Source organism: Pseudomonas sp. ASL9, from assembly GCF_056680335.1.
Genome location: NZ_CM155277.1, coordinates 4,946,100 through 4,963,810 on the forward strand (window position 1 = coordinate 4,946,100; position 17,711 = coordinate 4,963,810).

The window sequence follows — 17,711 nt, forward strand, 5'->3', positions numbered from 1 at the left end:
TGTTTAACCGACTTGAACCACTCTGCTCTTGATCAAAAGAAAAGGTCAGCCATGCCCAGCCCTCTTCTAGAAGCCGTGGCGCTTGCTTGCGAGCGCGACTGGCGGATGCTCTTCGAGAATCTCGAGATGCGTCTGGCCGCCGGTGACATGTTGCAAATCAGCGGCCCGAACGGCAGCGGCAAGACCAGTCTTTTGCGCTTGCTGGCCGGGCTGATGCAGCCGACCGCAGGGGAGGTCCGGCTCAACGGTCAGCCTCTGGCGCAGCAGCGGAACGAGCTGGCACGCAATCTGCTCTGGATAGGTCATGCTGCAGGCATTAAGGATCTGCTGACCCCGGAAGAGAACTTGACCTGGCTCTGTGCCTTGCACCGTCCCGCCGAACGCGACGAGATCGGGCAGGCGCTGTTGTCGGTCGGCTTGTGCGGTTTTGAGGATGTGCCGTGTCATACCTTGTCGGCCGGGCAGCAAAGGCGGGTCGCGTTGGCGCGTTTGTACCTGGCAGGTCCGCCCTTGTGGATTCTCGATGAGCCCTTTACTGCCCTCGACAAGCAGGGTGTGGCCCAGCTTGAAGAACATTTGGCCGAGCATTGCGAGCAGGGCGGGATGGTAGTCTTGACCACCCACCACACACTGACCCGGATTCCTGCCGGCTATCGGGATCTTGATCTGGGGCATTGGGCCGTATGAGTCACGTCTTTACCCTGTTGGTCGCCCGTGAAGCGCGCCTGTTGTTTCGCCGTCCAGCGGAACTGGCCAACCCACTGGTGTTTTTCGCAATCGTTATCGCAATGTTTCCGCTGGCCGTCGGCCCGGAGACTCAATTGTTGCAAACCTTGTCGCCGGGATTAGTCTGGGTGGCAGCGTTATTGTCAGTCCTGCTCTCGCTTGACGGGCTGTTTCGCAGTGATTTTGAAGACGGTTCTTTGGAGCAGTGGGTCCTTTCGTCGCACCCCCTGGCTCTTCTTGTTTTGGCCAAGGTGCTGGCACACTGGGCGTTTTCCGGGCTGGCGTTGGTGTTGTTGGCACCGTTGCTGGCACTGATGCTGGGTTTGCCCAGCGAATGTGTGCCGGTGTTGCTGATCTCGCTGCTGCTGGGCACGCCGATATTGAGCCTGCTAGGCGCGGTAGGCGCGGCGTTGACCGTGGGTTTGAAACGTGGTGGATTATTGCTGGCGTTGTTGATCTTGCCCTTGTATATCCCGGTATTGATCCTTGGCAGTGGCGCGTTGCAAGCGGCCCTGCAAGGCATGCCGGCAACCGGTTACCTGCTCTGGCTTGGCAGCCTGACCGCCCTGGCGGTAACCCTGACACCTTTTGCAATAGCCGCTGGCCTGAAGATCAGCGTCGGCGAATAATTGAGGTTCCGATCACCAGTGCGTAAAGGCTGGTGGCCGACAAAGACCCTGGATGCACCGTGATGAAAGGCAGTGTGATGAAAGTCAGCATCAGTTGGGCCTGGTTCCACAAACTGGGCTCACCTAAATGGTTTTATGGCATCAGCGGGCGAATGCTGCCCTGGCTGAGCATCGCCGCCGTGTTGTTGATCGGCATCGGCCTGGTTTGGGGGCTGGCCTTTGCGCCGCCCGATTATCAGCAGGGCAATAGCTTTCGCATCATCTATATCCACGTCCCGGCAGCCATGGTCGCTCAGTCGTGCTACATCATGCTCGCGGTCTGTGGTGTGGTCGGGCTCGTCTGGAAGATGAAAATTGCCGATGTCGCGCTGCAATGCGCCGCGCCCATTGGCGCCTGGATGACCGCCGTGGCGCTGGTCACTGGCGCCATCTGGGGCAAACCGACCTGGGGCTCGTGGTGGGTCTGGGATGCGCGACTAACGTCGATGTTAATCCTGCTGTTCCTGTACTTCGGTCTTATTGCACTGGGCCAGGCAATCAGCAATCGTGACAGCTCGGCCAAGGCCTGTGCGGTACTGGCGATTGTGGGCGTGATCAACATCCCGATCATCAAATATTCGGTGGATTGGTGGAACACCCTGCATCAGGGCGCGACCTTCAGCCTTACCGAGAAACCGGCGATGCCGGCCGAGATGTGGCTGCCGTTGCTGTTTATGGTCCTGGGTTTCTACTGTTTCTTTGGCGCGGTGCTGTTGCTGCGTATGCGCCTTGAAGTACTCAAGCGCGAAGCGCGCAGCAGTTGGGTCAAGGCCGAAGTTCTGAAAAGCCTGGGTCAAGTGCCGGTCAAAGGAGCCCCGCTTTGAGTTTTGCCTCCTTTAGTGATTTTCTCGCCATGGGTCACCATGGCTTATATGTCTGGTCGGCCTACGGCATCAGCCTGTTTGTCCTGGCCCTCAACGTGGCGTGGCCGGTGCTGGCGCGTCGGCGTTACCTGCAACAAGAGGCGCGACGTTTGCGCTGGGAGAATAAGAAGTGAATCCGCTGCGTAAAAAACGTCTGTTGATTATTGTCGCGATTCTGGCGGGGGTCGGCATTGCCGTTACCCTGGCCTTGAACGCGCTGCAGCAGAACATCAACTTGTTCTACACCCCGAGCCAGATCGCTAACGGCGAAGCGCCACATGACACCCGTATTCGTGCCGGTGGCATGGTCGAGAAAGGATCGCTGCAACGCTCCGGCGATTCGCTGGACGTCAGATTCATTGTCACCGACTTCAATAAATCGGTCACCATTACCTATCGCGGCATTCTCCCGGACCTGTTCCGTGAAGGGCAGGGTATCGTCGCGTTGGGTAAAATCAATGCTGATGGCGTGGTTGTCGCCGACGAAGTACTGGCTAAACACGATGAAAAATACATGCCGCCGGAAGTGACCAAAGCGCTGAAAGAAAGCGGTCAGTTGGCACCCATGACGTCTACCACACCATCCAAACAGGGGTGAAACCATGATTCCCGAACTCGGCCATCTGGCCATGATTCTGGCACTGTGCTTTGCCATCGTGCAGGCAATCGTGCCGTTGATCGGCGCCTGGCGTGGTGATCGCCTGTGGATGAGCCTGGCCCAGCCGGCCGCATGGGGGCAGTTCGCCTTCCTCGTCTTCTCCTTCGCCTGCCTGACTTACTCGTTCATGACCGATGATTTCTCGGTCGGTTACGTGGCGAACAACTCCAACAGCGCCTTGCCCTGGTATTTCAAGTTCAGCGCGGTGTGGGGTGCCCACGAAGGTTCGTTGCTGCTGTGGGCCTTGATCCTCGGCGGCTGGACCTTTGCCGTGTCGATCTTCTCCCGGCAATTGCCGCAAGTGATGCTGGCGCGCGTACTGGCAGTGATGGGTATGATCAGCGTCGGCTTTCTGCTGTTCCTGATCCTCACGTCCAACCCGTTCTCGCGCATCCTGCCGCAAATTCCGGCCGACGGCCGCGACCTCAACCCGCTGTTGCAAGACATCGGTCTGATCGTGCATCCGCCGATGCTGTACATGGGTTATGTCGGTTTCTCCGTGGCCTTTGCCTTCGCCATCGCGGCCTTGCTCGGCGGACGTCTGGACGCTGCCTGGGCGCGTTGGTCGCGACCATGGACTATCGTCGCCTGGGCCTTCCTCGGCGTTGGTATCACGCTCGGCTCCTGGTGGGCTTATTACGAGCTTGGCTGGGGCGGCTGGTGGTTCTGGGACCCCGTGGAAAACGCTTCCTTCATGCCATGGCTGGTCGGCACCGCGCTGATTCACTCGCTGGCGGTCACGGAAAAACGTGGGGTGTTCAAAAGCTGGACCGTGCTATTGGCGATTGCTGCATTCTCGCTGAGCCTGCTGGGTACTTTCCTGGTTCGTTCCGGCGTGCTGACCTCGGTGCATGCGTTTGCCTCCGATCCGGCCCGTGGCGTGTTCATCCTGATCTTCTTACTGACGGTAGTCGGCGGCTCACTGACCCTGTTCGCCTTCCGCGCACCCGTGGTCAAAAGCCACGTAGGGTTCGCCTTGTGGTCGCGTGAAACCCTGTTGCTGGGCAATAACCTGGTGTTGGTGGTGGCTGCGTCGATGATTCTGTTGGGCACCCTGTACCCGTTGGTACTCGATGCACTGACGGGTGCCAAGATGTCGGTCGGGCCGCCGTACTTCAATGCGTTGTTCGTGCCGTTAATGGCGCTGCTGATGGCCGTGATGGCGGTCGGCGTGCTGGTGCGCTGGAAAGACACGCCGGTCAAATGGCTGGTGAGCATGCTGGCGCCGGTGTTGGTTGGCAGTGCGATATTGGCAGTAGTGGCTTGCTTCGTACTAGGCGATTTCCAATGGGCAGTGCTGGCGACCTTCATGCTCGCGGCCTGGGTGCTGTTGGCGGGTGTACGCGACCTGCTGGACAAGACGCGCCACAAAGGTCTGGTCAAAGGTGCTCGCGGGTTGACCCGTAGTTACTGGGGCATGCAAGTGGCCCACATCGGTATTGCCATCTGCGCACTGGGTGTGGTCCTGTCCAGCCAGAACAGTGCTGAGCGTGACCTGCGCATGGCGCCGGGCGAATCGATGGAGCTGGCCGGCTATATGTTTGTTTTTGATGGCGCCAAACATGTCCAGGGCCCGAATTACACCTCAGACAAAGGCACCATCCGTGTGCTGGAAGACGGTAAGCAAGTCACCGTCCTGCACCCGGAAAAGCGTCTGTATACCGTGCAGCAGTCGATGATGACGGAAGCTGGCATCGACGCCGGTTTCAGCCGTGATTTGTATGTTGCCCTCGGCGAACCGCTGGAAGATGGTGCTTGGGCGGTACGGGTTCACGTCAAGCCGTTCGTGCGCTGGATCTGGTTCGGCGGCTTGTTCACCGGCTTGGGCGGAGTGTTGGCAGCGACGGACCGCCGTTACAGGGTCAAGGTCAAAAGCAAGGTGCGTGATGCGCTGGGTCTGTCGGGAGCCACGGTATGAAGCGTTGGATCCTGCTGGTGCCGCTTGCGCTGTTTTTGGGCATGGCGGCGTTTCTCTACCGCGGTCTGTACCTTGACCCGGCCGAGCTGCCGTCAGCGCTGATAGGCAAACCGTTTCCGGCGTTCTCGCTGCCGGACGTGCAAAGCGGCAAAGTCATCACCCAGGCCGACCTGCTGGGGAAACCGGCGTTGGTCAACGTCTGGGGCACTTGGTGCATCTCATGCCGTGTGGAACACCCGGTGTTGAACAAACTGGCTGAGCAAGGCGTGGTGATCTACGGCGTCAACTACAAGGACGTGAACGCCGACGCGCTGAAATGGCTGAAGGATTTTCACAATCCTTATCAGATGAATATTCGTGATGAAACCGGCAGCCTCGGTTTGAACCTGGGCGTCTATGGCGCACCGGAAACCTTCTTGATCGACAGTAAGGGTGTGATTCGCCACAAGTACGTTGGCGTGATCGACGAGACTGTCTGGCGTGAACAACTGGCCGGGCTGTATCAAGGTCTGGTCGACGAGGCCAAGCCATGAAGCGTTGGATTGCAGCGGCTGTTTTAAGTGTGGGCCTGGCTAATGTGGCGCAAGCCGCGATTGACGCCTACGAGTTTCGTGACGAGGCAGAACGCGCCCGTTACAGCGAATTGACCAAAGAGCTGCGTTGCCCCAAATGCCAGAACCAGGACATCGCCGACTCCAACGCGCCGATTGCCGCTGACCTGCGCAAAGAGATCTACCGCATGCTTGGCGAAGGCCAGAGCAATCAGCAGATCATTGACTTCATGGTTGATCGCTACGGCGACTTCGTGCGCTACAAGCCTGCGCTCAATTCGCGCACCTGGTTCCTCTGGTTCGGTCCTGGTGCCTTGTTGATCGGCGGCCTGCTGGTGATGGGTGTGATCGTTACGCGCCGACGTGGCAAGCGTGCCGAGGATGCTGACGTACTTTCCGGCGAGGAGCGTGAGCGCCTGGCCCAACTGTTGGATAAAAACCACGAATGATTGATTTCTGGCTAGCTGCCGGCCTGCTGTTGCTGGTGGCCCTGAGTTTCTTGTTGATCCCTGTCCTGCGTGGCCGTCGCGCCCAAAGTGAAGAGGATCGTACCGCGCTCAACGTTGCCCTGTATCAGGAGCGCCTGGCCGAGTTGCAAAGCCAGGAGGAGGAGGGCGTGCTCTCTTCGGCGCAAATGGCTAGCGGTCGTGCCGAGGCCGCCCGTGAGCTGCTGGCTGACACAGAAGGCGCCGACATCCAGCGCACCTCACGCCTGGGCAAACCCTTGCCGTTGCTGGCAGCGTTGTTGGTGCCGGTACTGGGTTTGGCGCTGTATCTGCATTTCGGGGCCAGCGACAAGGTTGAACTGACCCGTGAGTTTGCCCAGGCACCGACCTCACTGGATGAAATGTCCAGCCGCCTGGAGCGCGCGGTAAAAGCCCAGCCGGATTCGGCTGAAGGCATGTACTTCCTCGCCCGCACCTACATGGCTCAGGAGCGTCCAGCCGATGCGGCGAACATGTTCGAGCGTGCCGTGGGCCTGGCCGGACGTCAGCCAGAGCTGCTCGGGCAGTGGGCGCAGGCGCTGTATTTCGCCAGCAACAAAAAATGGTCGGCGCAGATTCAGGCCTTGACCGATGAAGCACTCAAAACCGATCCGAACGAAGTCACCAGTTTGGGGCTGCTGGGTATCGCGGCGTTCGAAGGCGAGCGTTATCAGCAATCCATAGACTACTGGAAGCGCCTGTTGGCGGTATTGCCTGCTGAAGATCCTTCCCGTTCTGCGCTCGAAGGGGGTATCACCCGTGCCAATGACAGGTTGGTGGCGAGCGGTGGCAAAGTGGCCGTGGCACCAACAGTTGTCGCAAAAGCCGCGAGTGCTCCAGCGGCCGGCAACAAGGTTGCTGGGTTGCTCAAGGTTCGTGTCGATCTGACCGCAGCCGTCAAAGCCAGCGTCCAGCCGGGTGACAGCGTGTTCATCTTTGCCCGCGCCACGTCAGGCCCGCCGATGCCGCTGGCCGTCAAACGCCTGACTGTGGCGGACCTGCCGGCCGACGTTGAGCTGGCCGATGCCGATGCGATGATGCCGCAATTGAAACTGTCGAACTTCCCTGAAGTCCAACTGGTAGCACGGGTGTCCCGCGCCGGTCAGGCGACCAAAGGTGAGTGGATCGGTCGCAGCCAGCCGTTGGCCAGCAGTACGAAGGCCCAGCAGGCATTGACCATCGACAGTCCTGATCAATAGAGAGAACGTCCCATGACCGCTGTCGCACGCATCACCTTGTTGAGTCTGGTTCTTGGCTTGAGTGCATGCGCCGTCCAGCACCCTACGGCTCCGCAAAGCAGCGAGCCGATTCCGACACTGCCGAGCAAACCGCAACCGAGTAAACCCCACACAGCGCCGCAGACGTCTCCCCAGCGTCCGGCGCCCGCCACGGGCCCGAAAACCTCCGCCCACTTCGCCCCGCCGCCGGGTGGCAATTGCCACTGGGATGCGCGCCTCAGTGTGTACGTACTGGATGACGAGGCCGACACCTTCTACCGCCAGCGCACCTACTACCGCTGGAGCAACGGCTGGAGTTGGTCGACCGGGCGTAACGGGCCATGGCAGGCGACAGATGCCAATGGCGTACCGCCAGGGTTGGGGCGGCAGTACGGTCATTAAGTAAGAGTAAAGAACGGCGACCTTAGGGTCGCCGTTCTTTATTACATTAATTTCAGTCTTTTCCTACATTTTTTTCCTGTACTTACAATTATCTATAGAGGAGATTGTTGCGAGTTATTTGGTTGGCAGAACTATATTTCCATACGCTTGCTTGCGACTGGGGAACACTGTGAAATATTGGATTGCGGTAACGCTTATGGTGATGGCTGCGTCTCATGCTTCGGCTGAATCTTGCGACTATGTAATACCGCGCACGGTGGATCTGCCCTATCACGAAGGTGCCTATACTCCCGTCTACTTTTCAAGGTATCAATTTAATTTGCCCAGTCAACCTGGCGTGCTGTTAAGTGGGGATGGGTTTATGGCAAGTTATCCGGGGCGGGACTATATAGGGCAACAGCACCTAGATCCGGAACCATGGAGCGATCAGCTCGGCAGGTTTACATCGCGTCCTGTTAATGTGGTGGAATTTTATCGTTTGATATATGGCCTCTCATCCACGAAGAATCTTAATGCGGCAGAACGAGATGAAGTGCGGCTTCAGCGGTCACTTCTGAAGCTGGATTGTAATGCGAGCGTTACAGTATATCGCGTGGGTGGAACAGTTGATGTTGTTCTTCAGGCCAGGCGGACAGAAACCGGCTTTCATACTCTGTTGCTTCTAAGTGATGAAGGGATTGAACTCATTACATTGCGACGCCCTATGAGAGAAGTAATGCAGGTGATTGCGAGTATTAAACGAAGGGTGTAATCCAAACACCGATCTCCTACAGCGATTACATATTGCCAAAAAAACGGCGACCCTAGGGTCGCCGTTCTTGTTTACGCGGGCCGGCTTATTTCACCGTGTAAATCTGGTCAAAAATGCCACCGTCGCTGAAGTGGGTTTTTTGCACGGTGCGCCAGTCACCGAAGGTTTTTTCTACCGAGAGGAAGTCTACTTTCGGGAAGCGGTCGCTGTATTTGGCCAATATGGCCGGGTCACGTGGGCGCAGGTAGTTGGTGGCTGCGATTTCCTGGCCTTCCGGGGACCACAGGTATTTCAGGTATTCCTCGGCAAGGGCGCGGCTGCCTTTCTTGTCGACGACTTTATCGACCACGGTCACGGGTGGCTCGGCTTCGGCTGAAACGCTTGGGTAGACCACTTCGAACTGGTCACGACCAAATTCACGGGCGATCATTTCGGCCTCGTTTTCGAAGGTCACCAGCACGTCACCAATCTGGTTGGTCATGAACGTGGTAGTGGCGCCACGGCCGCCTGTGTCAAGGACCGGCACATTGTTGAACAGCTTTCCGACGAATTTTTTCGCCGCGTCTTCATCGCCGCCGTTCTTCAGCGTATAGCCCCAGGCCGACAAATAAGTGTAGCGCCCGTTACCCGAGGTTTTCGGGTTGGGCACGATCACCTGGACGCCATCCTTGACCAGATCTGGCCAGTCTTTCAGTGCTTTGGGGTTGCCCTTGCGCACAATGAACACCGTGGCAGAGGTGAAGGGTGCGCTGTTGTTCGGCAGGCGAGTGACCCAATCCTTTGGCACCAGACCGCCGTTGTCGGCCAGGGCATTGATGTCGGTGGCCATATTCATAGTGATTACGTCAGCCGGCAGGCCATCGATCACCGAGCGGGCCTGTTTGCTTGACCCGCCGAAGGACATTTGCAGGGCAACGTTTTCATTGTGTTCGGCTTGCCAGTGTTTCTGGAATGCGCTGTTGTAGTCTTTGTAGAAATCACGCATCACGTCGTAGGAAACATTGAGCAAGGTCGGGGCGGCGTGGGCCACGCTGCCGAAGGCCAGGCCTACGGCCAGAAGTGAGGCGCCAAAAAAATTGTTCACTGCGCATTCCTTATTGGAGGTGTGGGTGAGGCTGCTTATAGGGCCAGTGGCTCATTGTTGGCGACTATAGGCGTATGCCTATAGTCGTTTAAATACCTAAAAGCGATTTGCTTATGCGTTGTTCTCGTTTTTTGGAAACAAGACATTGCCACAGCGAGCGCAGAACGCCGCACTGGGCTGGTGGTCGTTCTTCGCGCAGACCGGACACGTGTGCTCAAGTTGCTCGCCACGCATGGCGTTGGCCAGCTCGGCGGTGAAGATCCCGGTGGGCACCGCGATGATGGAGTAACCGGTGATCATCACCAGCGACGACAACATTTGCCCCAGCGGAGTCTTGGGCACGATGTCGCCGAAGCCCACCGTTGTCAGGGTGACAATGGCCCAGTAGATCCCTGTAGGGATGCTGGTGAACCCATGTTCCGGGCCTTCGATCACGTACATCAGGGTGCCGAAAACAATGACCAGCGTAGAGACGGTGGCCAGGAATACGATGATCTTTTGCTTGCTGCCGCGTAGCGCCGCGAGCAGGTAGTTGGCCTGCTTGAGGTAATGGCCGAGCTTGAGCACCCGGAAGATTCGCAGCATACGAATGATACGAATGATCAGCAGGTATTGAGCGTCGCTGTAATACAGCGCGAGAACGCCGGGCACAATCGCCAGCAGGTCAACCAGGCCATAGAAGCTGAAGGCGTAGCGCATCGGTTTAGGCGAGCAGTACAGGCGCAGGGCGTACTCGATGGTGAACACCAGGGTGAACCCCCATTCGATAGACGCCAGCAGGTTGGCGTAGTCGTGATGAATGCTCTCGATGCTGTCGATGATCACCACGACCAGGCTGCTCAGAATGATCAGCAGCAAGGTCTTGTCGAAGCGTCTGCCCGCGACCGTATCGGTCTGGAAAATGATGATGCGTAGCTGTTCTCGCCAGCCTGTGTTGCTGTCCATGGGCTATTTCCGAATTGAATATTCGCAAAGCCTAGAAGCTTTTCTGTCACCCGCGCAACGGGTGATCGAACGCTGACTGACGCAACAGGCGGGCACTGGCCTCAACCAGCCAGCAGGCGAGGATAAAAGGTGCAGTCAAGGTGGGCAGGCCTAGCCCGGCAAAACCCGGTTGCAAGACAATGGCCAGCACAATGGCAAACAGGGGCCGCCAAGGTTTGTTGTGCTGTTGGCTGAACGCCAGGCCGGCCAGCGCCGGGTTATAGCTGGCCAGGCCAAGCAGTGCAGTGGCCGGCTCATTGTGCAGCAGGGCAAAAGCGATTCCGCCCGCGCAACCCAGCAAAGCCCAGCAGGCAGAACGGCGATTGGCGATGAGCAATCCGGCTCCGATCATCAGCCCTGCCAGAGGCTGATCCAGAAAAAACACCTGGCCGAAACCTTGGGGCAGGGCATGCAGTAATGTGTTGCCAGTAGTGTCAAATGCAGCCGTTTGAGGTTTGGCAAAGGCGAGAAGCAGCCAACTCAATAGCACGAAGGGGGCGGTGTAGGCTTTTAGGCAATGGGCCTGAGGCGTGTGTTTTATCCACTGATGCATCAGCATCGCACTCAAGCCACCGCTGGCGATAATCAGCAGCGGCAGCAGGGGCGTCCAGGGAAACTGACTGCACAGCAGCAAACCCAGCAATACCCCGTTGTAGCTGTAGAGTCCTGCCTGACGATCGACCTTGGCGTAACCGCGACGCTGTGCCGTGAGCAGTCCCGCCAGCGCGCCCAACAATGCGCCGCCGAGGAGGGTGGGGCCCGTCAGCAAAATCGCCAGCAGGCACAATAATCCACAAAATGGATGGCGTTGCAGCAGGACCTGGCTGAAGCCGTTGAGTAGCGCTTCGGCCCAGTCGGGGCAGGTGGGGTGCATGGTGGGTCTCTAGTGCAGCGCAAGGCCTATTCGCAGGCAAGCCTGCTCCCACAGGTTTTGAATTACGGACAGATCTGTGGGAGCAGGTTTGCAACTACGCGTCCCGCTGCGAAGCTTGACGCGGTTTTATTTTTTATCGCGAATCGAGAAGTTCGCCATGTGTTCCAGGCCTTTGATCAGCGCCGAGTGATCCCAATTGCTCCCGCCGATGGCTGTGCAGGTGCTGAACACTTGTTGGGCGTTGGCGGTGTTGGGCAGGTTGATCCCCAGTTCGCGGGCGCCATTGAGGGCTAGGTTGAGGTCTTTTTGATGCAGGCTGATGCGGAAGCCTGGATCGAAGGTGCCTTTGATCATGCGCTCGCCATGCACTTCCAGGATCTTCGACGACGCAAAACCGCCCATCAGCGCTTCGCGGACTTTAGCCGGATCGGCACCGTTCTTCGCAGCGAACAGCAATGCTTCGGCCACGGCCTGGATGTTCAGTGCCACGATGATCTGGTTCGCGACCTTGGCGGTCTGGCCATCGCCATTACCGCCGACCAGCGTGATGTTCTTGCCCATGCTCTGAAATAACGGCAGTGCGCGTTGGAACGTTGCTTCTTCACCGCCGACCATGATGCTCAAACTCGCGGCCTTGGCCCCGACTTCACCGCCGGACACCGGTGCATCCAGGTACTGCGCGCCTGTGGCATTGACCTTGGCAGCGAAGCTTTTGGTTGCGGTCGGCGAGATCGAACTCATGTCGATCACCACCTTGTTCGGGCCCAGGCCTACGGCAATACCGTCGGCGCGGAACAGCACGTCGTCGACCTGCGGGGTATCGGGCACCATGATGATGATGAACTCTGCTTCCTGGGCCACTTCTTTCGGGTTGGCCAGCGCGACAGCGCCTGCAGCGATCAAGTCAGCCGGGGCCGGGTCGTGGTGTGCGGAAAGGAACAGACTGTGACCGGCTTTTTGCAGGTTCAGTGCCATTGGGAGGCCCATGATGCCGGTGCCGATAAATCCGATTTTTGCCATGAGAGTTGTCCTCGTTTATCAAGAATTCCGATCCCTGTGGGAGCAGGCAAGGCTGCTCCCACAGATTTTTTTTCAAATCAAATTATGGGTTTTCAACCAGCCCAGCCCGGCTTCAGTGTTGGTCAGCGGCTTGTATTCACAGCCGACCCAGCCTTGATAGCCGATGCGGTCCAGGTGTTCGAATAAAAAGTGGTAGTTGATCTCGCCGGTGCCCGGTTCATTACGCCCGGGGTTGTCGGCCAGCTGGATGTGATTGATCACTGGCAGGTTGCTGTCCATGGTCCGGGCCAGATCGCCCTCCATGATTTGCATGTGATAGATGTCGTATTGCAGGAGCAGGTTGCTGCTACCGACTTTGTCGCGGATCGCCAGCGCTTGAGCGGTGGTGTTCAGGTAAAAGCCGGGGATGTCGCGGGTGTTGATCATTTCCATGACCAGCTTGATGCCTGCGGCTTGCAGCGTGTCGGCGGCGTACTTGAGGTTGTCGACAAACGTAGCTTCCACGGTGGCGTCATCGACGCCTTGCGGACGGATGCCGGCCAGGCAGTTGATCTGGGTATTGCCCAGTACGTGTGCGTAAGCGATGGCCAGACTGACCCCGGCGCGGAACTCCTCGACCCGGTCCGGGTGACAGGCAATTCCGCGTTCGCCCTTGGCCCAATCACCAGCGGGCAGATTGAACAGCACCTGTGTCAGGCCATGGGCATCGAGTTTCGCCTTGATCTCTGCAGAGTTGAATTCATAAGGAAACAGGTATTCGACGCCGCTGAAACCCGCATCGGCAGCGGCCTTGAAGCGGTCAAGAAAGTCCCGCTCGGTAAACAACATGGACAGGTTGGCTGCGAAACGCGGCATATAGGTCTCCTGTAAAGGTGGGAGGGCGCAGTTCCCACGCGGAGCATGGGAAGCGACAACGTTCATGTGATCAGTCCAGCATCGAAATCGCTGTCGGGGCGTCGCTGCCGACCAGGGCCAGGTCTTCGAATTCGTTGATGGCGTTGATCTCGGTGCCCATGGAAATATTGGTCACGCGCTCAAGAATGATCTCGACGATCACCGGCACTTTGAACTCTACGAGCATTTTTTCGGCCTGCCGCAGGGCGTCCTGGATCTTGCCTGGTTCGAACACCCGCAGCGCTTTGCAACCCAGGCCTTCAGCCACGGCCACATGGTCAACGCCATAGCCCTTGAGCTCTGGCGCATTGATGTTCTCGAAGGCCAGTTGCACGCAGTAATCCATTTCGAAACCACGCTGAGACTGACGAATCAGCCCCAGGTAAGAGTTGTTCACCACCACATGGATGTACGGCAGGTTGAACTGCGCGCCGACGGCCAGCTCTTCGATCATGAACTGGAAATCGTAATCGCCGGACAAGGCGACGACCTTGCGTGTCGGGTCGGCTTTGACCACGCCCAGCGCGGCGGGAATGGTCCAGCCCAAAGGTCCGGCCTGACCACAGTTGATCCAGTGGCGCGGCTTGTAAACGTGGAGGAACTGCGCGCCGGCAATCTGCGACAGCCCGATCGTGCTGACATAGCAGGTGTCCTTTCCGAACACCTGGTTCATCTCTTCGTACACCCGTTGCGGCTTGACCGGCACGTTATCGAAGTGGGTCTTGCGGTGCAGGGTGCGTTTGCGTTCCTGGCAGTCGGCAAGCCAGGCGCTGCGATCCTTGAGTTTGCCAGCGGCTTTCCATTCTCGGGCCACTTCAAGGAACATCTTCAGCGCTGAACCCGCATCGGAAACAATGCCCAGGTCCGGGTTGAATACGCGGCCAATCTGGGTCGGTTCGATGTCGACATGGATGAAGCGTCGACCTTCGGTGTAGACCTCTACCGAGCCCGTATGACGGTTGGCCCAGCGGTTGCCGACGCCCAGGACCACATCGGACTTGAGCATTGTCGCGTTGCCATAACGGTGGGAGGTTTGCAGGCCGACCATACCCACCATCAGCGGGTGGTCATCGGCAATGCAGCCCCAGCCCATCAGGGTTGGAATGACTGGGATACCGGTTAGTTCGGCGAATTCTACCAACAGTTCGGAGGCATCGGCGTTGATCACCCCGCCGCCACACACCAGCAGCGGGCGTTCGGCCTGATCGAGCAGGGCCAGGGCCTTTTCGATCTGCACGCGGTTGGCCGCTGGTTTGTTCAGCGGTAACGGTTGGTAAGCGTCGATATCGAATTCGATCTCGGCCATCTGCACGTCGAACGGCAGATCGATCAACACGGGGCCAGGGCGGCCGGAGCGCATTTCGTAGAAGGCTTTCTGGAAGGCGTACGGCACCTGACCGGGTTCGAGCACGGTGGTCGCCCATTTGGTCACAGGCTTGACGATGCTGGTGATGTCCACCGCTTGGAAGTCTTCTTTGTGCATTCGCGCCCGAGGTGCCTGACCGGTGATGCACAGAATCGGGATTGAGTCGGCCGAGGCACTGTAGAGGCCTGTGACCATGTCTGTGCCTGCCGGACCGGAGGTGCCGATGCACACGCCGATGTTGCCAGCTTTGGTCCGGGTGTAGCCCTCGGCCATGTGCGAGGCGCCTTCAACGTGGCGGGCGAGGACGTGATCGATGCCGCCGAGTTTATTCAGCGCGGCATAGAGCGGGTTGATCGCCGCCCCTGGAATACCAAACGCGGTGACGACGCCTTCGCGGCGCATCACCAAAACGGCGGCTTCGATTGCTCTCATTTTGCTCATGTTTTGTGCCTCGTTGTTTTTGTAATTGTATACAATTTGCTTTCGGCGGAGTTTATTCACGGTAAGGCTAATCGGTCAATCCATTTTTTTGATGGACTGTGTTCAGCCAGGAAAAGGCGTTAGCGAGGATTTTTCAAGATTTGGCGGATTTTATAGAATTTATCGTATACAAAAATACTGATTATTGTGTTCTATTATTGCTCGATCATTGTTTCCATCACCTCAGGACGGCACACATGAACGTTTTAACCTTGAAGGTCGCAGTTAATCTGGTGAACCGAGCCATGGCGGCGGGGAGGGAGATCTCCGCAGCACCGCTGACCATCGCGGTACTCGATACCGGCGGTCACTTGATCACGTTGCAGCGCGAGGACGGGGCCAGTCTGTTGCGTCCACAGATCGCCATTGGCAAGGCTTGGGGCGCGGTGGCGCTGGGCAAGGGTTCGCGGTTATTGGCGCTGGATGCTCAGACGCGACCAGGTTTTATTTCGTCGCTGAATACCCTGGGGCAGGGCGCATTGGTCCCAGCGCCAGGCGGTGTGTTGATTCGCGATAAGCAGGGGGCCGTGATCGGCGCTATCGGTATCAGCGGCGACACGTCGGACATCGACGAGCAATGCGCGATCAGTGCGATAGAGGCGTTGGGGCTGGCGGCGGATGCGGGAGTGAGTGCGTAGGTTTGAGTGGTCAGATACATCGTCTTCGCTGCTCCCACAGTGGCTTGCAGATCATCTGTGGGAGCAGGCTTGCAACTACGCGTCCCGCTGCGAATAGCTTGACGCGGTCTTACTGATCCAGCTCACACCCTTTGAGCACCAAGCGGATGATGGTTTGCGCGGCGGCTTCGTAGTCGTTGTCGTCGAGTTTGGCTTTGCCGGTGACGGTGGAAATCTGCCAGTCGAAGTCGGCGTAGGTCTGGGTCGCGGCCCAAATGGTGAACATCAAATGGTGTGGGTCGAGCGGTGCGATCTGGCCGCTGTCGATCCAGGCCTGGATGCAGTCGATGTTATGTCGGGCCTGGCTGTTGAGCTGCTCGACCTGCTCGGCAGTCAGGTGCGGTGCGCCGTGCATGATCTCGCTGGCGAACACTTTCGAGGCGAACGGCAAGTCGCGTGAAATGCGGATCTTCGAGCGAATGTAACCACTCAGCACGTCAGCCGGCACGCCGTCGCGATTGAACGGCGTCGATGCCTGCAGGATCGGCTCGATAATGCTTTCGAGCACCTCGCGGTAGAGGTTGTCCTTGGATTTGAAGTAGTAGTAGACGTTGGGTTTGGGCAACCCGGCCTTGGCGGCGATATCGCTGGTCTTGCTGGCCGCGAAACCTTTGTCCGCAAACTCTTCGCTGGCTGCGCGCAAGATCAGTTCTTTGTTGCGCTCGCGAATGCTGCTCATAAACCAGAGGTTTCCTTGCCTGTTTTGGCGGTTGCGCATGGTAGCATCCGGCCTGCGGCAGGCTCAAGAATGCCCGGCAGGGCGCCTGGCGGGTGATACGGCTCGGGTAGCTGTCGCCGAGCTGAACAAATTCAAAGATGGTCGGCATTTCGGGCAGTCGCACTGCTAAAGTTCTACGCAGTAATGAGGCCATAGGCCATTTCCGATTTCCATGCGGCCGACATTCACATGCCGCTGCAGGGTCTCGATGTTGATCTGTTGTGGGTGAGAAACATTGATAAAGAGCAGGCGAAAGACGTTCGGTCTGGTGATCGGTGTTTTACTGTCATTTCTGTTAGTAATTGCGCTGCTTTTTTATCTGTTCGCTGGCAGGCCCAAGCAAAAACCTCCCGCGCCGGGTGAACCGGTGGCTGCGGTTGCAGTGAAGTTGCAGGATGTGCCCGTGTACATCGATGCCTTGGGCACGGTAACGCCGACGCGCAGCGTCACGGTTGTCACCCAGGTCGACGGGATTCTCGCATCAGTTGAATTCAAGGAAGGCCAGCACGTCAGCAAGGGCCAGGTCATCGCCCGTATCGACGACCGCGAACTCAAGGCCTTACTGGCACAAGCCAAGGGCGTGCTGGCCCACGATCAGGCGGTGCTGACCAACGCCCAGCGTGATCTGGCGCGTTTTCGTGAACTGATCAAAGTCGGCTCGACCAGTCAGCAAACCCTCGATACTCAGGCTTCCTTGGTGCAGCAACAACAGGGTACCGTCGACGCAGACCAGGGCAGCGTGCAAAACCTCCAGGTGCAGCTCAGCTATTGCACGATCACTTCACCGATCAATGGTGTAGTGGGATTGCGCCTGGTCGACCCCGGCAACTACGTCACCACCGGCACCACCACCGGTATCGCGGTCATCACCCAAATGACCCCAGCGACCGTCGTGTTCTCTGTGCCTGAAGATGACCTCGGCACCATCAACCAGTCCCTGACTCGGGGCGCGGTGACCGTGCTGGCGTATGACCGCAACAAGACCTTGCTGCTGGCCACCGGCAGCCTGTTGGCGCTGGACAATCAGGTTGATGTCAGCACCGGGACGATCAAGGTCAAGGCGCAGTTCGATGATTCGGGCGATAAGTTGTTTCCCAACCAGTTTGTCAACGCGCGGCTCAGGTCCGAGACGCTGAGTCAGACGCCGGTGGTGCCGACCCTGGCGATCCAGCACGGCAGCAAAGGTGACTTCGTGTTTGTGGTAGCTGGCGACAAAGCCAGCCTGCGTACGATCAAGGTTGGCCCGACGATGGGCGATGCCACGGCGATCCTGGATAACGGGCTCAAGATCGGGGAGCAGGTGATCACCGAGGGCGCGGACAAGCTGGACGATGGATCACCCGTGAAAGTGGTCGCTCAGTGAGGGGCCTCCAGC

20 protein-coding genes are annotated in these 17,711 nt (G+C 58.2%); 13 read left to right on the forward strand and 7 right to left on the reverse strand.

Translation table 11 applies throughout. From position 1 onward, the window contains the following. Positions 1–51 precede the first annotated feature (51 nt). The 11 genes from ccmA to AC1ME2_RS22820 all read left to right on the forward strand — a co-directional run bounded on the left by ccmA (position 52) and on the right by AC1ME2_RS22820 (position 8,239). Positions 52–687 (forward strand): cytochrome c biogenesis heme-transporting ATPase CcmA, encoded by a 636-nt coding sequence (gene ccmA / locus AC1ME2_RS22770; protein WP_480436981.1) that lies wholly within the window; start codon positions 52–54, stop codon positions 685–687. Next, positions 684–1,355: a heme exporter protein CcmB gene (gene ccmB, locus AC1ME2_RS22775; protein ID WP_480436982.1), complete on the forward strand. Its 672-nt coding sequence runs from the start codon at positions 684–686 to the stop codon at positions 1,353–1,355. The genes ccmA and ccmB overlap by 4 nt, the downstream gene beginning before the upstream one ends. Positions 1,356–1,432: 77 nt before the next feature. After that, complete coding sequence (locus AC1ME2_RS22780) at positions 1,433–2,218, forward strand: heme ABC transporter permease (protein WP_480442294.1); 786 nt, start codon at positions 1,433–1,435, stop codon at positions 2,216–2,218. After that, positions 2,215–2,391, forward strand: coding sequence for a heme exporter protein CcmD (ccmD, locus tag AC1ME2_RS22785; RefSeq protein ID WP_480436984.1), 177 nt, complete (start codon positions 2,215–2,217; stop codon positions 2,389–2,391). Before AC1ME2_RS22780 ends, ccmD begins: the two co-directional genes overlap by 4 nt. After that, entirely contained in the window at positions 2,388–2,855 is a 468-nt protein-coding gene (gene ccmE, locus AC1ME2_RS22790) for a cytochrome c maturation protein CcmE (RefSeq protein ID WP_480436985.1), read from the forward strand. Before ccmD ends, ccmE begins: the two co-directional genes overlap by 4 nt. Positions 2,856–2,859: 4 nt before the next feature. Then, positions 2,860–4,833 carry a heme lyase CcmF/NrfE family subunit gene (locus AC1ME2_RS22795; RefSeq protein WP_480436987.1) on the forward strand — a complete coding sequence of 658 codons (1,974 nt, stop codon included), beginning with the start codon at positions 2,860–2,862 and terminating at the stop codon, positions 4,831–4,833. Then, the gene (locus AC1ME2_RS22800; RefSeq protein WP_480436988.1) at positions 4,830–5,366 is read left to right on the forward strand and encodes a DsbE family thiol:disulfide interchange protein; all 537 of its coding nucleotides are present in this window, start codon (positions 4,830–4,832) and stop codon (positions 5,364–5,366) included. Before AC1ME2_RS22795 ends, AC1ME2_RS22800 begins: the two co-directional genes overlap by 4 nt. Further along, positions 5,363–5,833, forward strand: a complete 471-nt coding sequence (locus AC1ME2_RS22805) for a cytochrome c-type biogenesis protein (RefSeq protein ID WP_480436989.1) — start codon at positions 5,363–5,365, stop codon at positions 5,831–5,833. The genes AC1ME2_RS22800 and AC1ME2_RS22805 overlap by 4 nt, the downstream gene beginning before the upstream one ends. Continuing rightward, the gene (ccmI, locus tag AC1ME2_RS22810) at positions 5,830–7,068 is read left to right on the forward strand and encodes a c-type cytochrome biogenesis protein CcmI (protein WP_480436990.1); all 1,239 of its coding nucleotides are present in this window, start codon (positions 5,830–5,832) and stop codon (positions 7,066–7,068) included. The genes AC1ME2_RS22805 and ccmI overlap by 4 nt, the downstream gene beginning before the upstream one ends. 12 nt (positions 7,069–7,080) lie before the next feature. Beyond that, positions 7,081–7,488 (forward strand): hypothetical protein, encoded by a 408-nt coding sequence (locus tag AC1ME2_RS22815; RefSeq protein WP_480436992.1) that lies wholly within the window; start codon positions 7,081–7,083, stop codon positions 7,486–7,488. Positions 7,489–7,657: 169 nt separating this feature from the next. Next, entirely contained in the window at positions 7,658–8,239 is a 582-nt protein-coding gene (locus AC1ME2_RS22820) for a hypothetical protein (protein ID WP_480436993.1), read from the forward strand. Positions 8,240–8,324: 85 nt separating this feature from the next. Here the strand turns inward: AC1ME2_RS22820 and AC1ME2_RS22825 are convergent, their stop codons facing one another. The 6 genes from AC1ME2_RS22825 to gcl form a co-directional block, all read right to left on the reverse strand. Beyond that, positions 8,325–9,323, reverse strand: a complete 999-nt coding sequence (locus AC1ME2_RS22825) for a sulfate ABC transporter substrate-binding protein (RefSeq protein WP_480436995.1) — start codon at positions 9,321–9,323, stop codon at positions 8,325–8,327. Positions 9,324–9,434: 111 nt separating this feature from the next. Then, a complete protein-coding gene (locus tag AC1ME2_RS22830) occupies positions 9,435–10,268 on the reverse strand; it encodes an ion transporter (RefSeq protein WP_480436997.1) in 834 nt (277 codons plus the stop codon). A gap of 46 nt (positions 10,269–10,314) precedes the next feature. Next, positions 10,315–11,181, reverse strand: a complete 867-nt coding sequence (locus AC1ME2_RS22835) for an urea transporter (RefSeq protein ID WP_480436999.1) — start codon at positions 11,179–11,181, stop codon at positions 10,315–10,317. A gap of 126 nt (positions 11,182–11,307) precedes the next feature. Next, complete coding sequence (locus AC1ME2_RS22840) at positions 11,308–12,201, reverse strand: 2-hydroxy-3-oxopropionate reductase (RefSeq protein WP_480437001.1); 894 nt, start codon at positions 12,199–12,201, stop codon at positions 11,308–11,310. A 72-nt stretch (positions 12,202–12,273) separates the two neighbouring features. Next, entirely contained in the window at positions 12,274–13,056 is a 783-nt protein-coding gene (gene hyi, locus AC1ME2_RS22845) for a hydroxypyruvate isomerase (protein WP_480437002.1), read from the reverse strand. 70 nt (positions 13,057–13,126) lie between these two features. Then, the gene (gene gcl / locus AC1ME2_RS22850; RefSeq protein ID WP_480437003.1) at positions 13,127–14,902 is read right to left on the reverse strand and encodes a glyoxylate carboligase; all 1,776 of its coding nucleotides are present in this window, start codon (positions 14,900–14,902) and stop codon (positions 13,127–13,129) included. Positions 14,903–15,138: 236 nt separating this feature from the next. Here gcl and AC1ME2_RS22855 point away from each other — a divergent pair, with 236 nt between their 5' ends. Further along, positions 15,139–15,579 (forward strand): GlcG/HbpS family heme-binding protein, encoded by a 441-nt coding sequence (locus AC1ME2_RS22855; RefSeq protein WP_480437004.1) that lies wholly within the window; start codon positions 15,139–15,141, stop codon positions 15,577–15,579. A gap of 109 nt (positions 15,580–15,688) precedes the next feature. On the opposite strand, the gene AC1ME2_RS22860 is transcribed toward AC1ME2_RS22855, so the two are convergent. Next, complete coding sequence (locus AC1ME2_RS22860) at positions 15,689–16,297, reverse strand: TetR/AcrR family transcriptional regulator (RefSeq protein WP_480437005.1); 609 nt, start codon at positions 16,295–16,297, stop codon at positions 15,689–15,691. Between the two features lie 274 nt (positions 16,298–16,571). On the opposite strand from AC1ME2_RS22860, the gene AC1ME2_RS22865 reads away from it, so the two are divergent. After that, positions 16,572–17,699, forward strand: a complete 1,128-nt coding sequence (locus AC1ME2_RS22865) for an efflux RND transporter periplasmic adaptor subunit (RefSeq protein WP_480437006.1) — start codon at positions 16,572–16,574, stop codon at positions 17,697–17,699. Positions 17,700–17,711: the final 12 nt, after the last annotated feature.

What these genes read in the sequence shown, in the direction of transcription:
- ccmI (WP_480436990.1), top strand. Translation starts at nt 5,830, where the DNA reads ATGATTGATTTCTGGCTAGCTGCCGGCCTGCTGTTGCTGGTGGCCCTG.
- AC1ME2_RS22805 (WP_480436989.1), top strand. Translation starts at nt 5,363, where the DNA reads ATGAAGCGTTGGATTGCAGCGGCTGTTTTAAGTGTGGGCCTGGCTAAT.
- AC1ME2_RS22855 (WP_480437004.1), top strand. Translation starts at nt 15,139, where the DNA reads ATGAACGTTTTAACCTTGAAGGTCGCAGTTAATCTGGTGAACCGAGCC.
- AC1ME2_RS22860 (WP_480437005.1), bottom strand. Translation starts at nt 16,297, where the DNA reads ATGAGCAGCATTCGCGAGCGCAACAAAGAACTGATCTTGCGCGCAGCC.
- hyi (WP_480437002.1), bottom strand. Translation starts at nt 13,056, where the DNA reads ATGCCGCGTTTCGCAGCCAACCTGTCCATGTTGTTTACCGAGCGGGAC.
- AC1ME2_RS22795 (WP_480436987.1), top strand. Translation starts at nt 2,860, where the DNA reads ATGATTCCCGAACTCGGCCATCTGGCCATGATTCTGGCACTGTGCTTT.
- gcl (WP_480437003.1), bottom strand. Translation starts at nt 14,902, where the DNA reads ATGAGCAAAATGAGAGCAATCGAAGCCGCCGTTTTGGTGATGCGCCGC.
- AC1ME2_RS22830 (WP_480436997.1), bottom strand. Translation starts at nt 10,268, where the DNA reads ATGGACAGCAACACAGGCTGGCGAGAACAGCTACGCATCATCATTTTC.
- AC1ME2_RS22835 (WP_480436999.1), bottom strand. Translation starts at nt 11,181, where the DNA reads ATGCACCCCACCTGCCCCGACTGGGCCGAAGCGCTACTCAACGGCTTC.
- ccmA (WP_480436981.1), top strand. Translation starts at nt 52, where the DNA reads ATGCCCAGCCCTCTTCTAGAAGCCGTGGCGCTTGCTTGCGAGCGCGAC.
- AC1ME2_RS22780 (WP_480442294.1), top strand. Translation starts at nt 1,433, where the DNA reads ATGAAAGTCAGCATCAGTTGGGCCTGGTTCCACAAACTGGGCTCACCT.
- AC1ME2_RS22840 (WP_480437001.1), bottom strand. Translation starts at nt 12,201, where the DNA reads ATGGCAAAAATCGGATTTATCGGCACCGGCATCATGGGCCTCCCAATG.
- AC1ME2_RS22815 (WP_480436992.1), top strand. Translation starts at nt 7,081, where the DNA reads ATGACCGCTGTCGCACGCATCACCTTGTTGAGTCTGGTTCTTGGCTTG.
- AC1ME2_RS22800 (WP_480436988.1), top strand. Translation starts at nt 4,830, where the DNA reads ATGAAGCGTTGGATCCTGCTGGTGCCGCTTGCGCTGTTTTTGGGCATG.
- ccmB (WP_480436982.1), top strand. Translation starts at nt 684, where the DNA reads ATGAGTCACGTCTTTACCCTGTTGGTCGCCCGTGAAGCGCGCCTGTTG.